The sequence below is a fragment of the Camelimonas abortus genome, from assembly GCF_042432745.1.
Classification (GTDB): Bacteria; Pseudomonadota; Alphaproteobacteria; order Rhizobiales; family Beijerinckiaceae; genus Camelimonas; species Camelimonas abortus.
In genome coordinates, this window is record NZ_JBHLWR010000006.1 from 1,092,080 (window position 1) to 1,111,051 (window position 18,972).

12 protein-coding genes are annotated in these 18,972 nt (G+C 71.9%); 11 read left to right on the forward strand and 1 reads right to left on the reverse strand.

The window, feature by feature from the left end; all coding sequences use genetic code 11:
* Positions 1-273 precede the first annotated feature (273 nt).
* Positions 274-3,246 carry an Rne/Rng family ribonuclease gene (locus tag ACFFJB_RS07130; RefSeq protein ID WP_376830556.1) on the reverse strand — a complete coding sequence of 991 codons (2,973 nt, stop codon included), beginning with the start codon at positions 3,244-3,246 and terminating at the stop codon, positions 274-276.
* Positions 3,247-4,387: 1,141 nt separating this feature from the next.
* Here ACFFJB_RS07130 and ACFFJB_RS07135 point away from each other — a divergent pair.
* The 11 genes from ACFFJB_RS07135 to ACFFJB_RS07185 all read left to right on the forward strand — a co-directional run bounded on the left by ACFFJB_RS07135 (position 4,388) and on the right by ACFFJB_RS07185 (position 18,914).
* On the forward strand, positions 4,388-5,680 hold the full coding sequence (locus tag ACFFJB_RS07135; protein WP_376830557.1) for an N-acetylmuramoyl-L-alanine amidase: 1,293 nt from the start codon (positions 4,388-4,390) through the stop codon (positions 5,678-5,680).
* Positions 5,681-6,031: 351 nt separating this feature from the next.
* Positions 6,032-8,455, forward strand: a complete 2,424-nt coding sequence (locus ACFFJB_RS07140) for a penicillin-binding protein 1A (protein WP_376830558.1) — start codon at positions 6,032-6,034, stop codon at positions 8,453-8,455.
* 180 nt (positions 8,456-8,635) lie between these two features.
* Positions 8,636-9,764, forward strand: a protein-coding gene (gene prfB / locus ACFFJB_RS07145) for a peptide chain release factor 2 (protein ID WP_376830559.1) whose coding sequence is annotated in 2 segments (ribosomal slippage) — positions 8,636-8,704 and positions 8,706-9,764 — 1,128 coding nt in all. Because the reading frame shifts where the segments join, the coding sequence is not laid out codon by codon here.
* 408 nt (positions 9,765-10,172) lie between these two features.
* Positions 10,173-11,063 (forward strand): septal ring lytic transglycosylase RlpA family protein, encoded by an 891-nt coding sequence (locus tag ACFFJB_RS07150; RefSeq protein ID WP_446680587.1) that lies wholly within the window; start codon positions 10,173-10,175, stop codon positions 11,061-11,063.
* 79 nt (positions 11,064-11,142) lie between these two features.
* Positions 11,143-12,459 (forward strand): D-alanyl-D-alanine carboxypeptidase family protein, encoded by a 1,317-nt coding sequence (locus tag ACFFJB_RS07155; RefSeq protein WP_376830561.1) that lies wholly within the window; start codon positions 11,143-11,145, stop codon positions 12,457-12,459.
* Complete coding sequence (gene tmk, locus ACFFJB_RS07160; RefSeq protein WP_376830562.1) at positions 12,456-13,151, forward strand: dTMP kinase; 696 nt, start codon at positions 12,456-12,458, stop codon at positions 13,149-13,151. The genes ACFFJB_RS07155 and tmk overlap by 4 nt, the downstream gene beginning before the upstream one ends.
* Positions 13,144-14,208, forward strand: a complete 1,065-nt coding sequence (locus ACFFJB_RS07165) for a DNA polymerase III subunit delta' (protein WP_376830563.1) — start codon at positions 13,144-13,146, stop codon at positions 14,206-14,208. The genes tmk and ACFFJB_RS07165 overlap by 8 nt, the downstream gene beginning before the upstream one ends.
* 440 nt (positions 14,209-14,648) lie before the next feature.
* Positions 14,649-16,208, forward strand: coding sequence for a methionine--tRNA ligase (metG, locus tag ACFFJB_RS07170; RefSeq protein ID WP_376830564.1), 1,560 nt, complete (start codon positions 14,649-14,651; stop codon positions 16,206-16,208).
* On the forward strand, positions 16,208-16,999 hold the full coding sequence (locus ACFFJB_RS07175; protein WP_376830565.1) for a TatD family hydrolase: 792 nt from the start codon (positions 16,208-16,210) through the stop codon (positions 16,997-16,999). Before metG ends, ACFFJB_RS07175 begins: the two co-directional genes overlap by 1 nt.
* A gap of 18 nt (positions 17,000-17,017) precedes the next feature.
* Positions 17,018-17,815, forward strand: coding sequence for an MBL fold metallo-hydrolase (locus tag ACFFJB_RS07180; RefSeq protein ID WP_376830566.1), 798 nt, complete (start codon positions 17,018-17,020; stop codon positions 17,813-17,815).
* A gap of 142 nt (positions 17,816-17,957) precedes the next feature.
* Complete coding sequence (locus tag ACFFJB_RS07185; protein ID WP_376830567.1) at positions 17,958-18,914, forward strand: hypothetical protein; 957 nt, start codon at positions 17,958-17,960, stop codon at positions 18,912-18,914.
* Positions 18,915-18,972 lie beyond the last annotated feature (58 nt).

Sequence of the window (18,972 nt, forward strand, 5' to 3'; positions counted from 1 at the left end):
ACGCCGCGCGAGGCGCATGGCCAGGGCCGCCGGAGCCGGCCGCCAGGAAAACGGCGGCCGCCCTGGAGAGCCGGAAGCGGCCGGGCGCATGAGCCGGGCGGCGGAACATGGCGAGGCAGGGCGGCGAGACCCCGCGACGGCGACGCCCGCCTGCAGGCAAAACGCCCGCGACCGACGGTCACGGGCGTTTCCTGCGTTCACGAACCGGCCCGCACGCATGCGGCCGGGAGACCGGGGCAGGGGCGGCCGCCGGAGCCGGCCGCCGGCTGCAACTCAGCCCGCCTTGCGCGACCACCAGCCGGTGCGGCGCGGCCGCGCCGGATCGACGCTGGTGGTCAGAACCACCGTCTCCGGCTCCGGCGTGGCGGCGATGATGGAGGCGGCGTCGCGCGACTCCTCCTGGGGCTGCGCCTGCCCGGCGCCGGACTGCTGCTGCTCCGCCTGCGGGGTCTCGGGCTGCGGCGCATCCCCGGACGTCCCGGCGGCCGCAGCGGCTCCGGCCGGAGCAGGCGTCTGCGTGGGAGCCCCGGCCGCAGGGGCGTCGGCGACGGCCCCGGCTGGCGCCCCGGTTCCGGACTGCGGCGCATCGTCCGGCGCCCCGGCGGCCGCAGCGGCTCCGGCCGGAGCAGGCGTCTGCGCGGGAGCCCCGGCCGCAGGGGCGTCGGCGACGGCCCCGGCCGGCGCACCGGCATCGGGCTGCGGCGCATCGTCCGGCGCCCCGGCGGCCGCAGCGGCCCCGGACTGCGCCGGCGCCTCCGCCGTCACCGCCACGGGGGCATGCTCAACCGCAGCTTCATTGAACGGAACCCAGCCGCCGGTCTCGACCACGGCGCTTTCCGCAAAGCCGTCGTCGCCGCCGGCTTCCTCAAAGCGGTAGTCCGCCACCGGCGCCAGCGTCGGCCCGCCGTCGCGCTCGTCGCGACGGCCGCCGCGGCGGCCACGACGGCGGCGGCGGCCGCGCGCCTCACTGTCGCCCCCGGACTGCGCCGCCAGCTCCCCGGCGTCAGCCGTCCCGGCGTCAACCCCGGCGACTGCCTCTGCCTCCGCCTCCGGCTCGCCGTCGCCGGCGTCCCCGGCGGACTCCGCCCAGACGGGCGCGTCAGCGCCGGAGTCAGCCTCGCCGTCGCCGGAGTCAGTCGCGGCGATCGGGGACGCGCCGTTGTCATCGCGGCCGCCGCGCCGGCGGCGGCGACGGCGGCGGCGGCCTTCGCCATTCTCGCCGTTCTCGCCGGACGGGGAGCCGGCCGCGCTCTCCGCTTCAACGACCTCACCCTCGATGATCTCGCCGCCCTCAGGGCTGAAGAAACTCTCCAGCCGCACGGCGTCGCCCGCCGGGCGGACGACGCCCGCAGCCGGCTCGCCGCGCTCGATCTGGTAGTTGGTCTGGCCGGTGAGGGCGTCGTCCACCAGCACCTGGATGGCGACGCCGAAGCGGTCCTCGAGATCGCGCAGGTGGTTGCGCTTGTGGTTGAGGATGTACAGCGCCACCTCGCTGCGGGTGCGCACGTTGAGGTTGTGGCTGCTGTTGCGGATCAGCGCCTCCTCCATCATGCGCAACACCTGCAGGGCGATGGAGGGGGTGGAGCGCACCATGCCCGAACCGCCGCAGTGCGGGCAGGGGATGGAGGAGCTCTCCAGCACGCCGGTGCGGATGCGCTGGCGCGACATCTCCAGCAGGCCGAAGGGCGAGATCCGCCCCACCTGGATGCGCGCCCGGTCGTTCTTGAGGCACTCCTTGAGCCGCTTCTCCACCGCGCGGTTGTTGCGGCTCTCCTCCATGTCGATGAAATCGATGACGATGAGGCCGGCGAGGTCGCGCAGGCGCAGCTGGCGGGCGATCTCCTCCGCCGCCTCCAGATTGGTGCGCAGCGCCGTGTCCTCGATGGAGTGCTCGCGCGTCGCCCGGCCCGAGTTGACGTCGATGGAGACCAGCGCCTCGGTGGGATTGATGACGATGTAGCCGCCGGACTTCAGCGTGACATGGCTGGAGAACATGGCGTCGAGCTGCGGCTCAACGCCGTAATGGGCGAACAGCGGCTGCGCCCCCCGGTACTGCTTCACGACGCCGACGTTCTCCGGCATCAGCATCTGCATGAAGTCGCGGGCTTCGCGGTAGCCGGCCTCGCCGGCCACGAGAATCTCGTCGATGTCCTTGTTGTAGAGGTCGCGGATGGCGCGCTTGACCAGCGAGCCCTCCTCATAGACGAGGCAGGGCGCGGTGGAGCGCAGCGTCAGCTCGCGCACGCTCTCCCACAGGCGCAGCAGATACTCGAAATCGCGCGTCACCTCCTGCGGCGTGCGCGAGGCGCCGGCGGTGCGCAGGATGATGCCCATGCCGGGCGGCACCTCCAGCGAGGCGGCGATTTCCTTCAGCCGCTTGCGGTCGCCGGAATTGGTGATCTTGCGGGAGATGCCGCCGCCGCGGGCGGTGTTGGGCATCAGCACCGAGTAGCGGCCGGCCAGCGACAGGTAAGTGGTGAGGGCGGCGCCCTTGTTGCCGCGCTCCTCCTTCACCACCTGGACCAGCAGGATCTGCCGGCGCTTGATGACTTCCTGGATCTTGTACTGGCGGCGCGGCGGGCGGGCGCGGCGCTCGGCCGCCTCCTCCAGCGCGTCGGAGCCGCCGAGCTGCTCCACCGCGCCGGCGGCGCCGTCATCGCCCTCGCCGGATGCGGATTCATCGTCCGCGACCTCCGCATGGGGGGCGTCGTGGAGGTCGTCGGCGGAGGAGTCGTCATGGTCGTCGGCGTCGCCGCCGATGGTTTCGATCACATGGGCGTCGGGCGCCACCACCTCGGTGACGAGGCCCTCGCCGTCGTCCTCGCCGCCGTCAGGAGCGGCCTCAGCCTCGTCCGCGGCCCCGGCCGAGACCACCGCGTCGCCGGAACGGGCGCGCAGGCTGCGCTCGCGGCGGGAGCGGCGGCGGGCGCCGTGCTCCTCCTCCTCTTCCTCCCTGGCGGCGGCCTCCTGTTCGGCGAGCAGGGCCTGCCGGTCAGCGACCGGGATCTGGTAGTAGTCGGGGTGGATTTCGCTGAAAGCCAGAAAACCGTGGCGGTTTCCGCCATATTCAACGAAGGCCGCCTGCAGTGACGGCTCTACCCGGGTGACCTTGGCGAGATAGATGTTGCCGCGCAGCTGGCGCCGGCTGGACGATTCGAAGTCGAATTCTTCAACCTTCTGACCGCGCACCACGACCACCCGGGTCTCCTCCGGGTGGGACGCGTCGATAAGCATCTTGTTGGCCATAGTGAACTTCCATTGTCGCGGCCGTCCGGAAAGGCGCGCGCGGCCACGTCAGGGCCAGCGGCGGGTTTCCGGAAACAGGACCGCGAATGCGCCTGGACAGGCCGGCGCGCATGTTGGGATAGGGGCTCGGGAGGATGGGGCGCCGCGCCGCGCTGAAACGCTCCGAACGCCCGCAACCGCATGACCATGCGGAGTCGGGCATACCGGACTGGGCCATGACGTGGCGCGCGCCCATGAAAATTCCTCGTGACGCCGCACGGACCCTGACGGGCCGTGAGCACAAAACACTGCGCTGGGCAGTCTCACAAATCGCCGCCGCGCTCCGGAAAGGCCTGCGTCGTGCAGCCGCTCTGGCGAAAAGACGCCGGCAGGCGTCGGACCGTCGGACTGCTCCAGCGAATGGCGCCGTCCGCCGGTCTGGCGGACGCGCGCCAGTTTGCGGCGGGCGAACCTATCAATACATATCACGTCTGGTTCCTGGCAAGCCTTATGTTCCGCCGCCGCGCGGCGCGCCCCCTGGATCCTGGGGGCCCGACGCGGCTCCGCCCTGGCTTGTGGGCCGCATGGGCTTCCTGACGCCTTCTCGCGCTTCTTCCGGGCCGCGACTCACCCGTCCGCCCGCGCCCGCCTGCGCATGGGCCTTCGCACGGACCAGGGCCATGACGCGACCCGCGCGCTGGCCAGAACGGCCACGCCCGGCCTCCGGCGCAGTTCCGGCGCGTCCTGCTGCAGCGGCCATCGCCATCCCGGCGACGGGAAGCGCGCCGCGCGGCGTCCGCCGCCTTTGCCCGCGCCGCCAGATGATCGCGCCGCCAGATGATTACGCCGCCGTGCGACCAGCGCACGGCACCAGCCCTGGCCGGCGCTGGCGGCCAGGTTTCGCCAGTAACGCGCATGCCAGTAACGCACATATATGTGGCGACATTGCGCGTGTGACCACGCCTGTGGACTTGAGCCGCCCTGCGGAAAATTTACTGGAGAATTCATTAACCGTCAGGCGTTATCCTGTCCGCCGGCCCAGCAACAGCAACCGACCGCGCTCATGCCAGACCGCGCCCATCTCCCGCCTTCTCCGGCGCCTCGCCGCCGCGAGGGACAGGCGCGCCCCGCCGCGCCGGCGCGCGCCGGCGCGGCGCCGGGGATGCTGCGGGCCGCCGCAGCCGCGCTGGCGCTGGCCGCGGCGCTCCCGGCGCCCGCCGCCGCGGCCGGAGCGGACGCGCCGGCGACGGTGCAGGTGGCGGCGGTCACCGGGGAGACGGCGGCGCCGGACAAGGACGCGCCGCGCCAGCTGCCGGCGGTGACCAACGCCGCCACGCTCACCGCCGATTCCCGCTCGGCCACGCTGGGTTTCGTGATGTCCCGTCCGGTGTCGGGGCGCGCCTTCGTCATGGAGCGGCCTGACCGCGTGGTGGTGGAGCTGCCGGACGTCAATTTCCAGCTGCCGAAGGGAACAGGGCGCCATGGCAGGGGGCTGGTGTCGTCCTACCGCTACGGCGTGTTCGCGCCCGGGCGCTCGCGGGTGGTCATTGACCTCGCCGCGCCGGCCGTCGTCGCCTCCGCCGGCATGGTCGAGGAGCCGGGGGCGCTGCCGCGCTTCGAGATCCGGCTCACGCGCGTTGACCGCGAGCGCTTCCGCCGCGAGGCGAAGCTGGCCGCCGCCAGCGGCCCTGCGGAGGCGCCGCCGCCGCCCGCCGCCGTCCGCCCGGACCATGGCGACGCCCGTCCGGTGGTGGTGCTCGACCCGGGCCACGGCGGCGTCGACAACGGCGCGGTGAGCTCCTCGGGCCTCGTGGAGAAGGAGATCGTGCTCGCCTTCACCCGGCGGCTGCGGGAGCGGCTTGAGGCCACCGGCCGCTACCGGGTGATCATGACCCGCGACGACGACCGGTTCGTGCCGCTGGCCGACCGGGTGCGGATCGCCCAGCAGAACCGGGCGGCGCTGTTCCTGTCGATCCACGCCGACATCCTGCGCGAGAGCCCGCAGGTGCGCGGCGCCACCGTGTACACCGGCTCAAAATTCGCCACCGACCAGGAATCGGCGCAGCTGGCCGACAAGGAGAACAACGCCGACAGCGCCGCCGGCCTCGCCAGCGCCGCGGCCAGCGACGAGGTGGCCGACATCCTGCTCGACCTGACCATGCGGGAGACGCGCGCCTTCTCCAACGAGCTGGCGGCGCGCCTGGTGCGCAGCCTCAGCGCGGTGATCCGCATGAACAAGAATCCGCACCGTTCCGCGCGGTTCATCGTGCTCACCGCGCCGGACACGCCCTCGGCGCTGCTGGAAATCGGCTATCTTTCCTCAACGCGCGACGCCGACCTGATGAACTCGCCGGAATGGCGCGACCGCACCACCGCGGCGCTGACCGAGGCCATCAACCATTATTTTGACAGCCGGCGCAGCATGATCGCGCCCGCGCTCAGCGCCGGCCGCTAGCCGCGCGCCGGCCGGGGAGGGCGCCCGGCGCCCCCCCCTCCCGAAGTCCGCGGGCCGCCCCCGCAGCCGCCAGCGCGGCGGCCCCGCCCGTGGAGACGGCCCCGGGAGCAGGACGCCCCCGGAGGCGGCCCCGCCGCTGCGGCGGAATTGCCGCGCACGGCGCAAAACATGCGCGCGCGGCTGCAATCACGCCCAAATTTCGTGTCATTGGCCGCATCCTCATCTATGGACGGATGGGGAGCCGACTCGCGCCGCGCGTGGGCGGCGTATATCTTTCCGTTCAGGAAACCCCGGAGATAGTCTCGAAGCCGCGCCTCCGCATGGGGCCGGCAGATGGCGGGCCAGCATCGCATGCGTTTTGTTCTGCGCTTTTTCGCGTCCATTTTCGGACTGGTCTTCACGGTGGCGGTGGTGGGCGCGGCCGCCGCCGGCTACGTCATCTGGCATTATTCGCGCGACCTGCCGGACTACACCCAGCTGCGCGACTACGAGCCGCCGGTGATGACCCGCGTGCACGCCCGCGACGGCCGCCTGATCGCCGAATACGCGCGCGAGCGCCGGCTGTTCCTGCCGATCCAGGCCATTCCCCGCCGCGTGGTGGCCGCCTTCCTCTCCGCCGAGGACAAGAACTTCTACCACCACGTCGGCGTCGATCCGTTCGGCACGCTGCGCGCGGTGGTGCAGAACATGATCCGCAAGGGCTCGGGCCAGCGCGAGCAGGGCGCCTCCACCATCACCCAGCAGGTCGCCAAGAACTTCCTCGTCGGCAACGAACGCAGCTACGAGCGCAAGATCCGCGAGGCCCTGGTGGCGTTCCGCATCGAGAACGCCTTCACCAAGGACAAGATTCTCGAGCTGTACCTGAACGAGATCTATCTCGGCTCCGGCAACTACGGCGTGGCCGCCGCGGCGCTGAACTATTTCGGCAAGTCGGTGCACGAACTGACCATCGCCGAGGCCGCCTATCTGGCGGCCCTGCCCAAGGCGCCCAACAATTACAACGCCTTCCGCCACACCGCCGCCGCCACCGACCGCCGCAACTGGGTGATCGAGCGCATGCTCGAGAACGGCTACATCACCCGCGCGGAGGCGGAGGAGGCGAAGGCGCAGCCGCTGGGCGTGTCGCCGCGCTCGCTGTCGCCCAACGCCTGGGCCGCCGGCGTCTTCGCCGAGGAGGTGCGCCGCGAGATCGCCGAGCGCTACGGCGAAAAGAAGCTGTATGAGGGCGGCCTCTCGGTGCGCACCACCCTCGATCCCACCCTGCAGGCCATGGCCCGCAAGGCCATGGTCGACGGCCTGGTGCGCTATGACGAGGCGCGCGGCTGGCACGGCGTGGTGAGCCGCATCGACCTGCGCGACACGCCGGACTGGGGCGTGGCGCTCGGCGAGATGAAAGCCTTCACCGACATCCAGCCGTGGCGCCTCGCCGTGGTGCTGGAGGTGAACGACCGCGTCGCCAGAATCGGCCTGCAGCCGCCGCGGCTCGGCGACGGGGCCATTTCCGGCGAGCGCGTCACCGGCCAGATCGACGCAGACGGCGCCCGCTGGACGCGCAAGGGCCGGCTCAGCTCCTTCCTGTCGCCCGGCGACGTGATCTACGCCGAGCCGGTCGAGAGCCGCCCCGGCTTCTACCGCCTGCGCCAGATCCCGCAGATCTCCGGCGGCATGGTGGTGATGGACCCGATGACCGGACGCGTGTTCGCCATGGTCGGCGGCTTCTCCTTCGACCAGAGCGAGTTCAACCGCGCCACCCAGGCGCTGCGCCAGCCGGGCTCGTCGTTCAAGCCGATCGTCTATGCGGCGGCCCTGGACAACGGCTACACGCCGTCCACAACCGTCTATGACTCGCCGATCGAGATCGAGCAGGGCCCCGGCCTGCCGCCGTGGCGGCCGGAAAACTACAGCGGCAAGTTCTCGGGCCCCCACACCCTGCGCTACGGCATCGAGCAGTCGCGCAACGTCATGACCGTGCGCCTCGCCCGCGACATCGGCATGCCGCTGATCACCGAATACGCCCGCCGCTTCGGCGTCTATGACGAGCTGCAGCCCTACCTGCCCATGTCCCTGGGCGCGGGCGAGACCACCGTCATGCGCATGACCGCGGCCTATTCGATGTTCGTCAACGGCGGCAAGCGCATCAAGCCGACGCTGATCGACCGCATCCAGGACCGCTGGGGCCGCACCATCTACCGCCACGACGAGCGCATCTGCCGCGGCTGCGACGCCGACAGGTGGGAGAACCAGCCCGAGCCGACGCTGGAGGATCCGCGCGAGCAGGTGATCGACCCGCTCACCGCCTATCAGGTGGTGCACATCCTCGAGGGCGTGGTGCAGCGCGGCACCGCCGCCATGCTCAAGGAGGTCGGCAAGCCGCTGGCCGGCAAGACCGGCACCACCAACGACGCCCGCGACGTGTGGTTCGTCGGCTTCTCGCCCGACCTCGCCGTCGGCGTGTACTTCGGCTACGACCAGCCCAAGTCCCTGGGCGCGCGCGCCACCGCCAGCCAGATCGCCGTGCCGGTGGTGCGCGACTTCATGAAGATGGCGCTGAAGGACAAGCCGGCCACGCCGTTCCGCGTGCCGCCGGGCATCAAGCTGGTGCGGGTGAACGCCACCACCGGCCTGCGCGCCGGCCCGGGCGACGGCAGGACCATTCTGGAGGCGTTCAAGCCGGGCACCGAGCCGCCGGCCAGCGTCGCCGGCAGCGACGCCGCGCCGCGCGCCCACGCGGCGCCGGCGCGCGACGACTTCATGGACGACGGCCGGCTGTTCTGAGCCGCGGCCGGGCCGGGCGGGGCGCCATCCCCGCGCCGCGCGCCCGGCGGCGTTTACTTGACCGGGCATCGGGGCTAGACCTTGCCCGCCGGCGCGGACCTCCCGGGCCCGCCGCCGGCGCAGGATGGAAACGGACGGCGGCGCCCGCAGGGGCCGCCGTACAGGACCGAAGAAGACGACATGCGTGCAGAAATCCAATCGCTGGCGGAAGCGGCCAAGCAGTCCATTGGACTGCTGAGGAGGCATCTTTGACTGGGATGTCGCCGTCAAACGTCTTGCAGAGCTGAACGCCCTTTCGGAATCGCCTGACTTCTGGAACGACGCCGACGCGGCGCAGAAGCTGATGCGCGAGCGCACCGACCTGGAGGAGCGCATCGCCGCCATCGGGCGCATGGAGCGTGATCTCAACGACTCCATCGAGCTCATCGGGCTGGGTGAGGCCGAGGGCGACGACGCCATCGTGGCGGAAGGCGAGGAGATGATCCGCGCCATCAACGCCGAGGCGTCGCGCCGGCAGGTGGAGACCCTGCTCTCCGGCGAAGCCGACGCCAACGACTGCTACCTCGAGGTGCATTCCGGCGCCGGCGGCACCGAAAGCCAGGACTGGGCGAGCATGCTGCTGCGCATGTACACCCGCTGGGCCGAGCGCAAGGGCTACCGCGTCGAGGTGATCGACTACAATCCGGGCGAAGAAGCCGGCATCAAGAGCGCCACCCTGCTGGTCAAGGGGCACAACGCTTACGGCTGGCTGAAGACGGAATCCGGCGTGCACCGGCTGGTGCGCATTTCGCCGTTCGACTCCAACGCCCGGCGGCACACCAGCTTCGCCTCGGCCTGGGTGTATCCGGTCATCGACGACCGCATCCAGATCGAGATCCGGGAGTCGGACTGCCGCATCGACACCTTCCGCGCCTCCGGCGCGGGCGGCCAGCACGTGAACACCACCGACTCGGCGGTGCGCATCACACACATCCCGACGGGCATCGTGGTGGCCTGCCAGCAGGAGCGCTCGCAGCACAAGAACCGCGCCACGGCGTGGAACATGCTGCGCGCCCGCCTGTACGAGCTGGAGCTGCAGAAGCGCGAGGAGAAGGCCAACGCCGAAGCCGCCGCCAAGACGGACATCGGCTGGGGCCACCAGCTGCGCTCCTACGTGCTGCAGCCCTACCAGCTGGTGAAGGACCTGCGCACCGGCGTGCAGTCCACCAGCCCGGACGACGTGCTGGACGGCGATCTCGATCCGTTCATCGAGGCCGCGCTGGCCCAGCGCGTCTACGGCGGCAGGGTCGAGGTCGAGGACATCGACTGACGGCGCCGCAAGGCGACAGACGGCGGGCGCGCGACGCCCGTCCAGGCCCGGCCCCCGCGGCCGGGCCTTTTGCGTTCGGGGGGCGCCTGCGGGCCGGGCCGTTCACCACACTGCGCGCCGGCCTGACGGCGGCTTTGACAATCGCGCCGCCCCAGGCCAGGTTTCCCGCCGTGGCTCCGCTGCGCCGTTGTGAGGCGGGGTCATCCCGCCTGGAGCGCGCATCTACGTTCCCTTAACGATCCAGGGGCGCAAATGGCGTTTCGTTCCCGTGAACCTGGCGACGCTCCGGCGTCGCGGCAAAACTGGGCACAGCCTGGCATGACGGCGTCACGACAAGCTCCAAATCCCGCCCTGCGCACCGCGACCGCCGCCGGCGGCGGCGACGGCAGGGGCGGCAGGCTCGTCAGGATGGCCGGCGTCATTGGTCTCGCGCTGCTGGCGGCCAACTGCGCCGGCATGGGCGCCCGCGAAGGCGCCAAACAGGACCGATACAACCGCAAGCTCGGCGTCAGCTCCAGCCCGCGGGTGGTGAAGGACGGCCAGCCGGTGCCGAAAGGCGGCGGCCGCGCCATGATCGGCAAGCCCTATACGGTCGCCGGCAGGCGCTACGTTCCGTTCCACGACCCCCATTACACCGCCACCGGCGTCGCCTCCTGGTATGGAACCAATTTCCACGGCCGGCTCACCGCCAACGGCGAAGTCTTCGACAAATACTCCATCGCCGCCGCCCATCCCACGCTGCCGCTGCCCAGCTACGCCCGGGTCACCAACCTGGACAACGGCCTGTCGCTGATCGTGCGCGTCAACGATCGCGGGCCCTATCACGGCAAGCGCATCATCGACGTGTCGAAGCGCGCCGCCGAGCTGCTGCAGTTTCGGCACATGGGCACGGCGCGGGTGAAGGTGGACTACGTCCGCCCCGCTTCCGTCCACGGCAGCGACGACGAGATCCTGGCCGGCACGCTCACCGCCGGCGCCCCGGCGCAGCTCGACGGCGGGCCGGCGCCGGTCATGGTGGCGAAGGCGCAGGAGCGCGACGCCGGCGCGACCCGCGCGCGCAGCGACGACGCGCCCGGCGCAGGAGTCCCGCAGCCGCAGGAAGCGCGCGCGCAGCTGGCGGAGCTCTCCGGCGCCGCAGGCTCGCGGGAGCAGGAGGAGCCGAGCCGGCCGCACCTGCATCTCGCCCTCAACGCCGGCGCACAGGCGGATGACGCCGCGGACGAGGTCGCGCTCGCCGGGCTGCCGAAGGTCGCGCCGCTGCCGCCGGTCCGTCCGGTGATGCTGGCGGCGGGACACTAGATCAATTTGTCCGGCCTTCCGGCGCGCCCGGCGGCGGGCGCGGCTTGCCTTCCGCCGTCGCGCGCCGCACATTTCCGCCATGACGTCTGATCCTCGCCTGCCTGCCTCCGGCGCGTGCGCGCCTGCGCGCCCGCGGCGTCCCGCACGCCGCCCCGGCGCCCTGCGACGGCTGGCGCGCGCCGCGGCGCTGGCCGCCGCGCTCGGCGGCGCTGCCTCTGGCGGCGCTGCTCTGGCGGCGGGACCGCTGGCCGCCGCGACGGCCGCGCCGCAGCCGGGCGCTGGCGCGACCGCCAGCGAATTCCGGACCGCCGCGACCAGCCTGATCGTCATCGACGCCGACAGCGGCAGCGTGCTGCTGGAGAAGGCGGCGGACGCGCCGGTGGCGCCGGCGGGCATGACGAAGATCATGACGGCGCTGCTGGCGTTTGAGGCGCTGGCGGAGGGGCGGATCTCGCCGGAGGACCGCATCCGCATTTCCGAGCACGCATGGCGCACCGGCGGCGGCCCCTCCGGCGGGCCGGCGATGTTCGCCGCGCTGGGCAGCGAGGTGCGGGTGGCGGACCTGCTGCGCGGCATGCTGGTGCAGACCGGCAATGACGCCGCCATCGCCCTGGCCGAGGGCATCGCCGGCGGCGAGCCGGCCTTCGTGGCGCGCATGAACGCGAAGGCGCGGGCGCTGGGCCTGACGCGCACCGTGTTCGCCAACGCCTCGGGCCTGCCGCATCCGGACCAGACCACCAGCGCCCGCGACATGGCGCGGCTGTCCATGCACCTGATCCGCAGCTTCCCGGAGCAGTACCGGATTTTTTCGGAGCCCGAATTCACCTGGAACCGCATCCTGCAGCGCAACCGCAACCCGCTGCTGCGCGCTGTGGAAGGGGCGGACGGGCTGCAGCCCGGCCACACCCATGACGGCGGCTTCTCCATCGCCGGGTCGGCGACGCATGACGGGCGGCGGCTGGTGTTCGTGGCCGCCGGCTACCGCACGGCCGCCGAGCGGGTGAGCGAGGCGAAGCGGCTGGTGGAGTGGGTGGCGCGCGCCTTCGAGCCGCGCCACCTGTTCCGCGCCGGCGACACCGTCGCCGAAGCGCGGGTGTTCGGCGGGGCCAGCCGCACCGCGCCGCTGAGGACGAAACAGGCGGTGAGCGTAATGGCCCGCCGCGGCGGGGACGAGCGGCTGACGGCGCGGGTGGTCTACCGCGGCCCGCTGCCGGCCCCGACGCGGGAAGGAGACGAAGCCGGCGTGCTGCAGGTGCTGCGCGGCGACCAGATCGCGCTCGAGGCGCCGCTCCACGTGGGCGCGGCCGTGGCGAAGGGAAATCTGGCGCAGCGGGCGCGCGACGGCGCCCTGGAGCTGGCCGGCCGCTGGATCCGCAAGGCGTTGAGGCGCGAATGACGGCGATGGTTCCTGCTGGACGGTTCATCACCTTTGAGGGCGGCGAGGGCGTGGGCAAGTCCACGCAGATCCGCCTGCTGGGCGAGCGGCTGCGCCGCGCCGGCCTCGCCGTGCGGCTGACGCGCGAGCCGGGCGGCTCGCCGCGGGCCGAGCGGATCCGCGACTTCCTCATGGCCGGGCGGGCGCGCGCCCTCGGGCCGCTGGCCGAGGCCATGCTGTTCAGCGCCGCCCGCATCGACCATGTCGATACGGTGATCCGCCCGGCGCTGCGCGCGGGCGAATGGGTGCTGTGCGACCGCTTCGCCGACTCCACCCGCGCCTACCAGGGCGTCAACGGCGGCCTCGACCCGCAGCTGCTGGCGCGGCTGGAGGAGGTGACGCTGGACGGGCTGAAGCCGGACCTCACCGTCATTCTCGACCTGCCGCCGCTGCTGGGGCTGCAGCGCGCCGCGGCGCGGCGCGGCGACGGCGCGCCGGACCGTTTCGAGAGCGAGGACCTGGCCTTCCACATGCGCCTGCGCGACGCCTTCCTCGCCATCGCCCGGGCTGAACCGGAGCGCTGCGTGCTGGTGGACGCCAGCGGCGACGCCGAATCCGTCGCCCGGACCATTTTCAGCGCCCTGGTCGCGCGCCTCGGCGACGCCGTGGTGGCCGCGCCGGCGCCGGCGGCGGGAGCGGCCGCCCATGGCTGAAGCGGCGGCGGAGATCCCCGGGCCGGACCAGCGTCCCGGCGCGCCGCATCCGCGCGCCCAAGCGCAGCTGTTCGGCCATGAAGAAGCGGAGCGGGACTTTCTCGAGGCCTGGCGCGCCGGCCGCCTGCATCACGCCTGGCTGCTGGGCGGGCCGGAAGGAATCGGCAAGGCCACCTTCGCCTGGCGGGCCGCCCGCTTCCTGCTGGCCCATCCCGACCCGTCGGCGCCGGAGGCGGCCGCGGCCGGGAGCCTGTACGTGCCGCCGGAGCATCCGGCGTTCCGCCTCGTCGCCAGCGGGGCCCATCCGGACGTGGCGGTGGTGCGCCGCGGCCCGCGCAAGGACGGCAAGGGCTTCTCCGCCGAGATCGCCGTCGCCGACGTGCGCCGCGCCCTCGACCTGTTCGAATCGACCGCCAGCGGCTGGCGGGTGGTGATCATCGACTGCGCCGACGACCTCAACGTCGCCGGCGCCAACGCCCTGCTGAAAGCCATCGAGGAGCCGCCGGCGCGGGCCATCTGCTTTCTGGTGGCGCACGCGCCGGCGCGGCTGCTGCCCACCATCCGCTCGCGCTGCCGCCGGCAGACCTTCCGGCCGCTGGCCGAGGCCGAGGTGATCCGGGCGGTGCGCTCGCTGGGCGAGCCGTGGAGCGACGCGCCGGAGGCGGACCTCGCCGAGGCGGCGCGCCTTGGCCGCGGCTCTGTGGGCGCGACCCTGGACATGCTGGACGAAGGCCGCCGCGAGCTGGCGCGGCGCACCCGCGAGCTGCTGGAGCTGCTGCCGGAGCAGGACCCCGGCCGCGCCCTGGCGCTGGCCGAGCTGGCCGCCGGGGCGGACGGCGAGACGCGCTTCGCCGCCATGCTGGACGTGGCGGCGGACTGGATCGCGGCGCTTGTCCGCAGCCGGGCGCAGCTGGGGCCCCGTCGCCTTGCGCCCCTTGTCGAGGTATGGGAGAAGAACGCCCGGGCGGCGCGGGAGGCCGGGGCCTACAATCTCGACCGGCGTCCGCTCGTGCTGTCGCTGTTCGCCGACCTGGCGGAAGCGGTCCGCCGGCTGTGAGCCCGCCGGGCCGCGCGTCCCGGAAAGGACGCCGGGGGAGGACGCCGGAAAAGCGCCCGGACAGGCGCCGCAGGCGACAGGAAAGGCCGGTCCGGTCCGGCCAGCGGGCGCGCGTCGCCGCGCCCGGCGCGTTTTCGCCACGGAACGCGGAGCCCGCCAGCCGTGAGGAAAATGCGCGCCGCCGCCGGCCGCGCGTCCGGCGGCGGCCCGTTCCGGGGACGCCGTCGCCGGGCGCAGACCGCCCGGAAGGCCGGCGTCCCGCCGTTTTCGCGCGGCGCGGGCGGGGCGCGAGGCTCCACCCTGCGCGCGCAGCCTTTTTCGCGGGCCGCCCGGCGGTCCGCGGAAGGGGCGCAATCGTCTTCATCTGACGCGTTCGGGACAGGCGCGGGCCCCTGCGGCCCACGCCGGCGCCCCAACGCCCAAGCGTCGAGTAACCGCAGATGGCCGGCCGCCCCACCTTCTACATCACCACCGCGATCTCCTATCCCAATGGCGCGCCGCATATCGGCCACGCCTATGAGGCCATCGCCACGGACGCCATCGCCCGCTTCAAGCGGCTCGACGGCTATGACGTCTATTTCCAGACCGGGACCGACGAGCACGGCCTGAAGATGGTGCAGACGGCGGCCAGGGAGGGCGTGAGCCCGCGCGAGCTGGCCGACCGCAACGCCGCCGCCTTCCGCCAGATGTGCGACGACCTGTCGGTGTCCTACGACCGGTTCTTCCGCACCACCGATCCGGACCACTACGTCTCCGCCCAGGAGCTGTGGCGGCGCATGCGCGAGGCCGGCGACATCTACATGAGCACCTATTCCGGCTGGTATTCGGTGCGCGACGAGGCGTTCTACGACGAGAGCGAGACCACGCTCGACGCTTCCGGAACCCGCATCGGCCCGCAGGGCACGCCGGTGGAGTGGACCGAGGAGGAGACCTGGTTCTTCCGCCTGTCGAAATACCAGGACCGGCTGCTGCGCCTCTATGAGGAGAACCCGCAGTTCGTCCGCCCCGAGAGCCGGCTCAACGAGGTGGTGAGCTTCGTGAAATCCGGCCTGCAGGATCTCTCCATCTCGCGCAGCACCCTCGACTGGGGCATTCCGGTGCCGGATTCGCCCGGCCACGTGATGTATGTGTGGGTGGACGCGCTCACCAATTACATCACCGGCGTGGGCTATCCGGACGTCACGGCGGACAGATGGCGTTACTGGCCGGCGGACGTGCACGTCATCGGCAAGGACATCGTGCGCTTCCACGCGGTGTACTGGCCGGCGTTCCTGATGTCGGCCGGCGCGCCGCTGCCGAAGCAGGTGTTTGGCCACGGCTTCCTGTTCAACAGGGGAGTCAAGATGTCCAAGTCGCTGGGCAACGTCATTTCGCCGGCGGATCTGGCCGCCGCCTATGGCGTGGACCAGCTGCGCTATTTCTTCCTGCGCGAGGTCTCCTTCGGCCAGGACGGCAGCTACAGCCACGAGGCCATCGTCAACCGCATCAACGCCGACCTCGCCAACGACCTCGGCAATCTCGCCCAGCGCTCGCTGTCGATGGTGGCGAAGAACTGCGGCGGAAAGCTGCCGCAACCCAACGGCTTCACCCGCGAGGACGAGGCGCTGCTCGACATGGCCGACGCCCTGGCGGACAGGGCCCGCGCCGCCATGGAGCATTACGCCCTGCACACTTACCTTGCGGAAGTGTGGACGGTGGTGGCCGAAGCCAACCGCTATTTCGCCGCCCAGGAGCCGTGGAAACTGCGCAAGACCGATCCGGAGCGCATGGAGACGGTGCTCTATGTGACGGCGGAGGTGGTGCGCAACATCGCCATCATGGCCCAGCCCGCCATGCCGTCGGCGGCGGCGAAGCTGCTCGACCTGCTGGCGGTGAAGCCGCAGGAGCGCACCTTCGCCCATGTCGGCCAGAAGGGCCGGCTGGTGGAGCACACGCGGCTGCCCGCGCCCGCGCCGGTGTTCCCCCGCCATGTTGACCCGGAAACGGAAGCTGCCCCGTAATGCTCATCGACAGTCACTGCCACCTCGACTACTTCGACAGGGAGTTCGACGACGTCCTTGCGAGGGCGGACGCGGCTGGCGTCCGGCGCATGGTGACCATCGCCACCAACGTCCGCAAGGCCGGCGTCTACCAGGCGCTGGCCGAGCGCGACCCGCGCGTGTGGTTCACCGTCGGCACCCATCCGCTGCACGCCGGAGAGGAGCCGGACGTGACCGTGGACGAGATCGTCGCCCTGACGCGGCACCCGCGCTGCGTCGGCGTGGGCGAGGCCGGCCTCGACTATTTCTATGACCGCGATCCGCCGGAGGTGCAGAAGGCGGTGTTCCGCACCAACATCGCGGCGGCGCGCGTCACCGGCCTGCCGCTGGTGATTCACGCCCGCAAGGCGGACGACGACATGATCGCCATCCTGCGCGAGGAGATGGAGAAGGGCCCGTTCAGCGCCCTGCTGCACTGCTTCTCCTCGGGCGCGGAGCTGGCCAGGGTGGGCGTGGAGCTGGGGCTTTACGTTTCGTTCTCCGGCATCCTCACCTTCCCGAAGTCGCAGGAGATCCGCGACATCGCCGCCTCCATTCCCATGGACAGGCTGCTTGTGGAGACCGACTCCCCCTATCTTGCGCCCGTGCCGGTGCGCGGCAAACGTTGCGAGCCGGCCTACGTCGCCCACACCGCCGCCGTGCTGGCGCAGGTGCGCGGCGTCAGCCCGGAAGAAATGGCGCGCCAGACGACGGAGAACTTCTTCCGCCTGTTCCGCAAGGCGGCGGCGCTGGAGCAGGCGGCGCAGGGATAACGACGGGGAGAGCTTCGCATGGGCCTGAAAGTCACCATTCTCGGCTGCGGCTCATCGGCCGGCGTGCCGCGCGTGGGGCAGGGATGGGGCGCATGCGATCCCGCCAATCCGAAGAACCGGCGGCGGCGCTGCGCCATTCTGGTGGAGCGCCGCTCCGCCGGCGGCGCCACCACCGTGCTGGTGGACATGGGGCCGGACCTGCGCGAGCAGCTGCTGGACGCCGGCGTGCGCAAGCTGGACGGCATCCTGCTTACGCATGAACACGCCGACCACACCCACGGCATCGACGACGTGCGGCCGCTGGCGCTGGGCATGCGCCGGCGTCTCGACGTGTGGATCGACGACAAGACCTTCGGCTTCATCGAGCCTCGGTTCGACTACATTTTTCGCACGCCGCCCGGCAGCTCCTATCCGCCGATCCTGCGCCGCCACCGCATGGCCGCGGGCGAGACGGTGAGCATCGCCGGCGACGGCGGCGAGATCCGGGCGCTGCCCTTCACCATGCTGCACGGAGACACCACCGCGCTCGGCTTCCGCTTCAACGACCTGGCCTACGCCCCCGACGTGCACCTGATGCCGGAGGAGAGCGTGGAGATGCTGCATGGCCTCGACGTGCTGATCGTCGACGCCCTGCGCTACACGCCGCATCCCACCCATTTCAGCGTCGCCCAGGCGCTGGAGCTGATCGGGCGGGTGAAGCCGAAGCGCGCCGTGCTCACCAACCTGCACACCGACCTCGACTACGCCACGCTCGCCGCCGAGCTGCCGCCGCACGTGACGCCGGCCTACGACGGCATGGTGCTGGAGACGCCCTGACCCTCGCGGCCCTCAGGCCGGCTGGCGTCGCAATGGCGTGAGACGCCTTGCGCGGCGGGCGCCGCGCGGGCGACAACGTGCGGGCGACGGACGAAACGCCCCGCGCAGGGGGCGGACAACGCAGGCATGGGAGGAAAGCCAGATGAGCCGGGCCTTTGCGACCGAAATCAGCGACGACGGGACCGTGATCAGCGGCCCGCTGCGCGGACCGCGGCAGATGCTGCGCGCGCAGACCTATGACGGCCACGCCTCCATTCACGACGACGCCACGGCGCAGCAGCTGGGTTTCCGCGGCGGCGCCATCGAGGGGCCGACCCATTTCAGCCAGTTCGCGCCGCTGTGCGAATATCTGTGGGGCCAGGCCTGGTTTGAGACCGGCTGCATCTCCGCCCATTACCGCAGCCCCTGCTACGAGGGCGACCTGGCGCGCGCCTTCATGCGCAAGCCCGCAGCCGGCGAAACCCAGGCCGAGATCTGGATGGAGCGTGAGAACGGCGAGGAGGTGCTGCGCGGCACCGCCTCGGTGGGGGCGGACAATCCCCCCAGCGCCCTCGAAACGCGCCTCGCCGCGCTCAAGCCGCCGGACGTGCTGGTGATCCTCGCCGACGTGCGCATGGGCCGGTTCGGCGGCCGCATCCCGGTGCGCATGGACATGGACCAGAACATGGGGCCGCTCTATCCCTTCAGCCTCGCCGACAAGCTGAAGGCGATCACCGAGCCCTCGCCCTGGTACGCCTCGGGGAACAATCCGTGGGGCCGTCCGGTCATTCCGGTGGAGATGATCAGCGTGCTGCTGAACGCGCCGGAGGAGGGCCGGCTGCCGTCGCGCGGCCCGGCCATCGGCCTGTTCGCCGACCAGGAGATCCGCCTGGTGAAGGGGCCGCTGTTCGTGGGCGAGCCCTATGAGCTGGAGCGCGAGGTGGTGGGCCTCAGCGGCAGCCGCCGCACCGAGAGCGCCTGGGTGCTGACCCGCCTGTACCGGGCCGGCACGGACGAGCTGGTCGCCTCCATGCTGCTGAACAGCGCCATCCTGAAGGACTCCTACGCCCGCTACGGGGAGGACCTGCAGGAGATCCTCGCCGCGCGCCAGGCGGGCTGAGGCAGGAAGAAAAGGCTCCCCGGCGGGCGAAGGGGGGCGGCGCGCCGCCGGAGAGCCA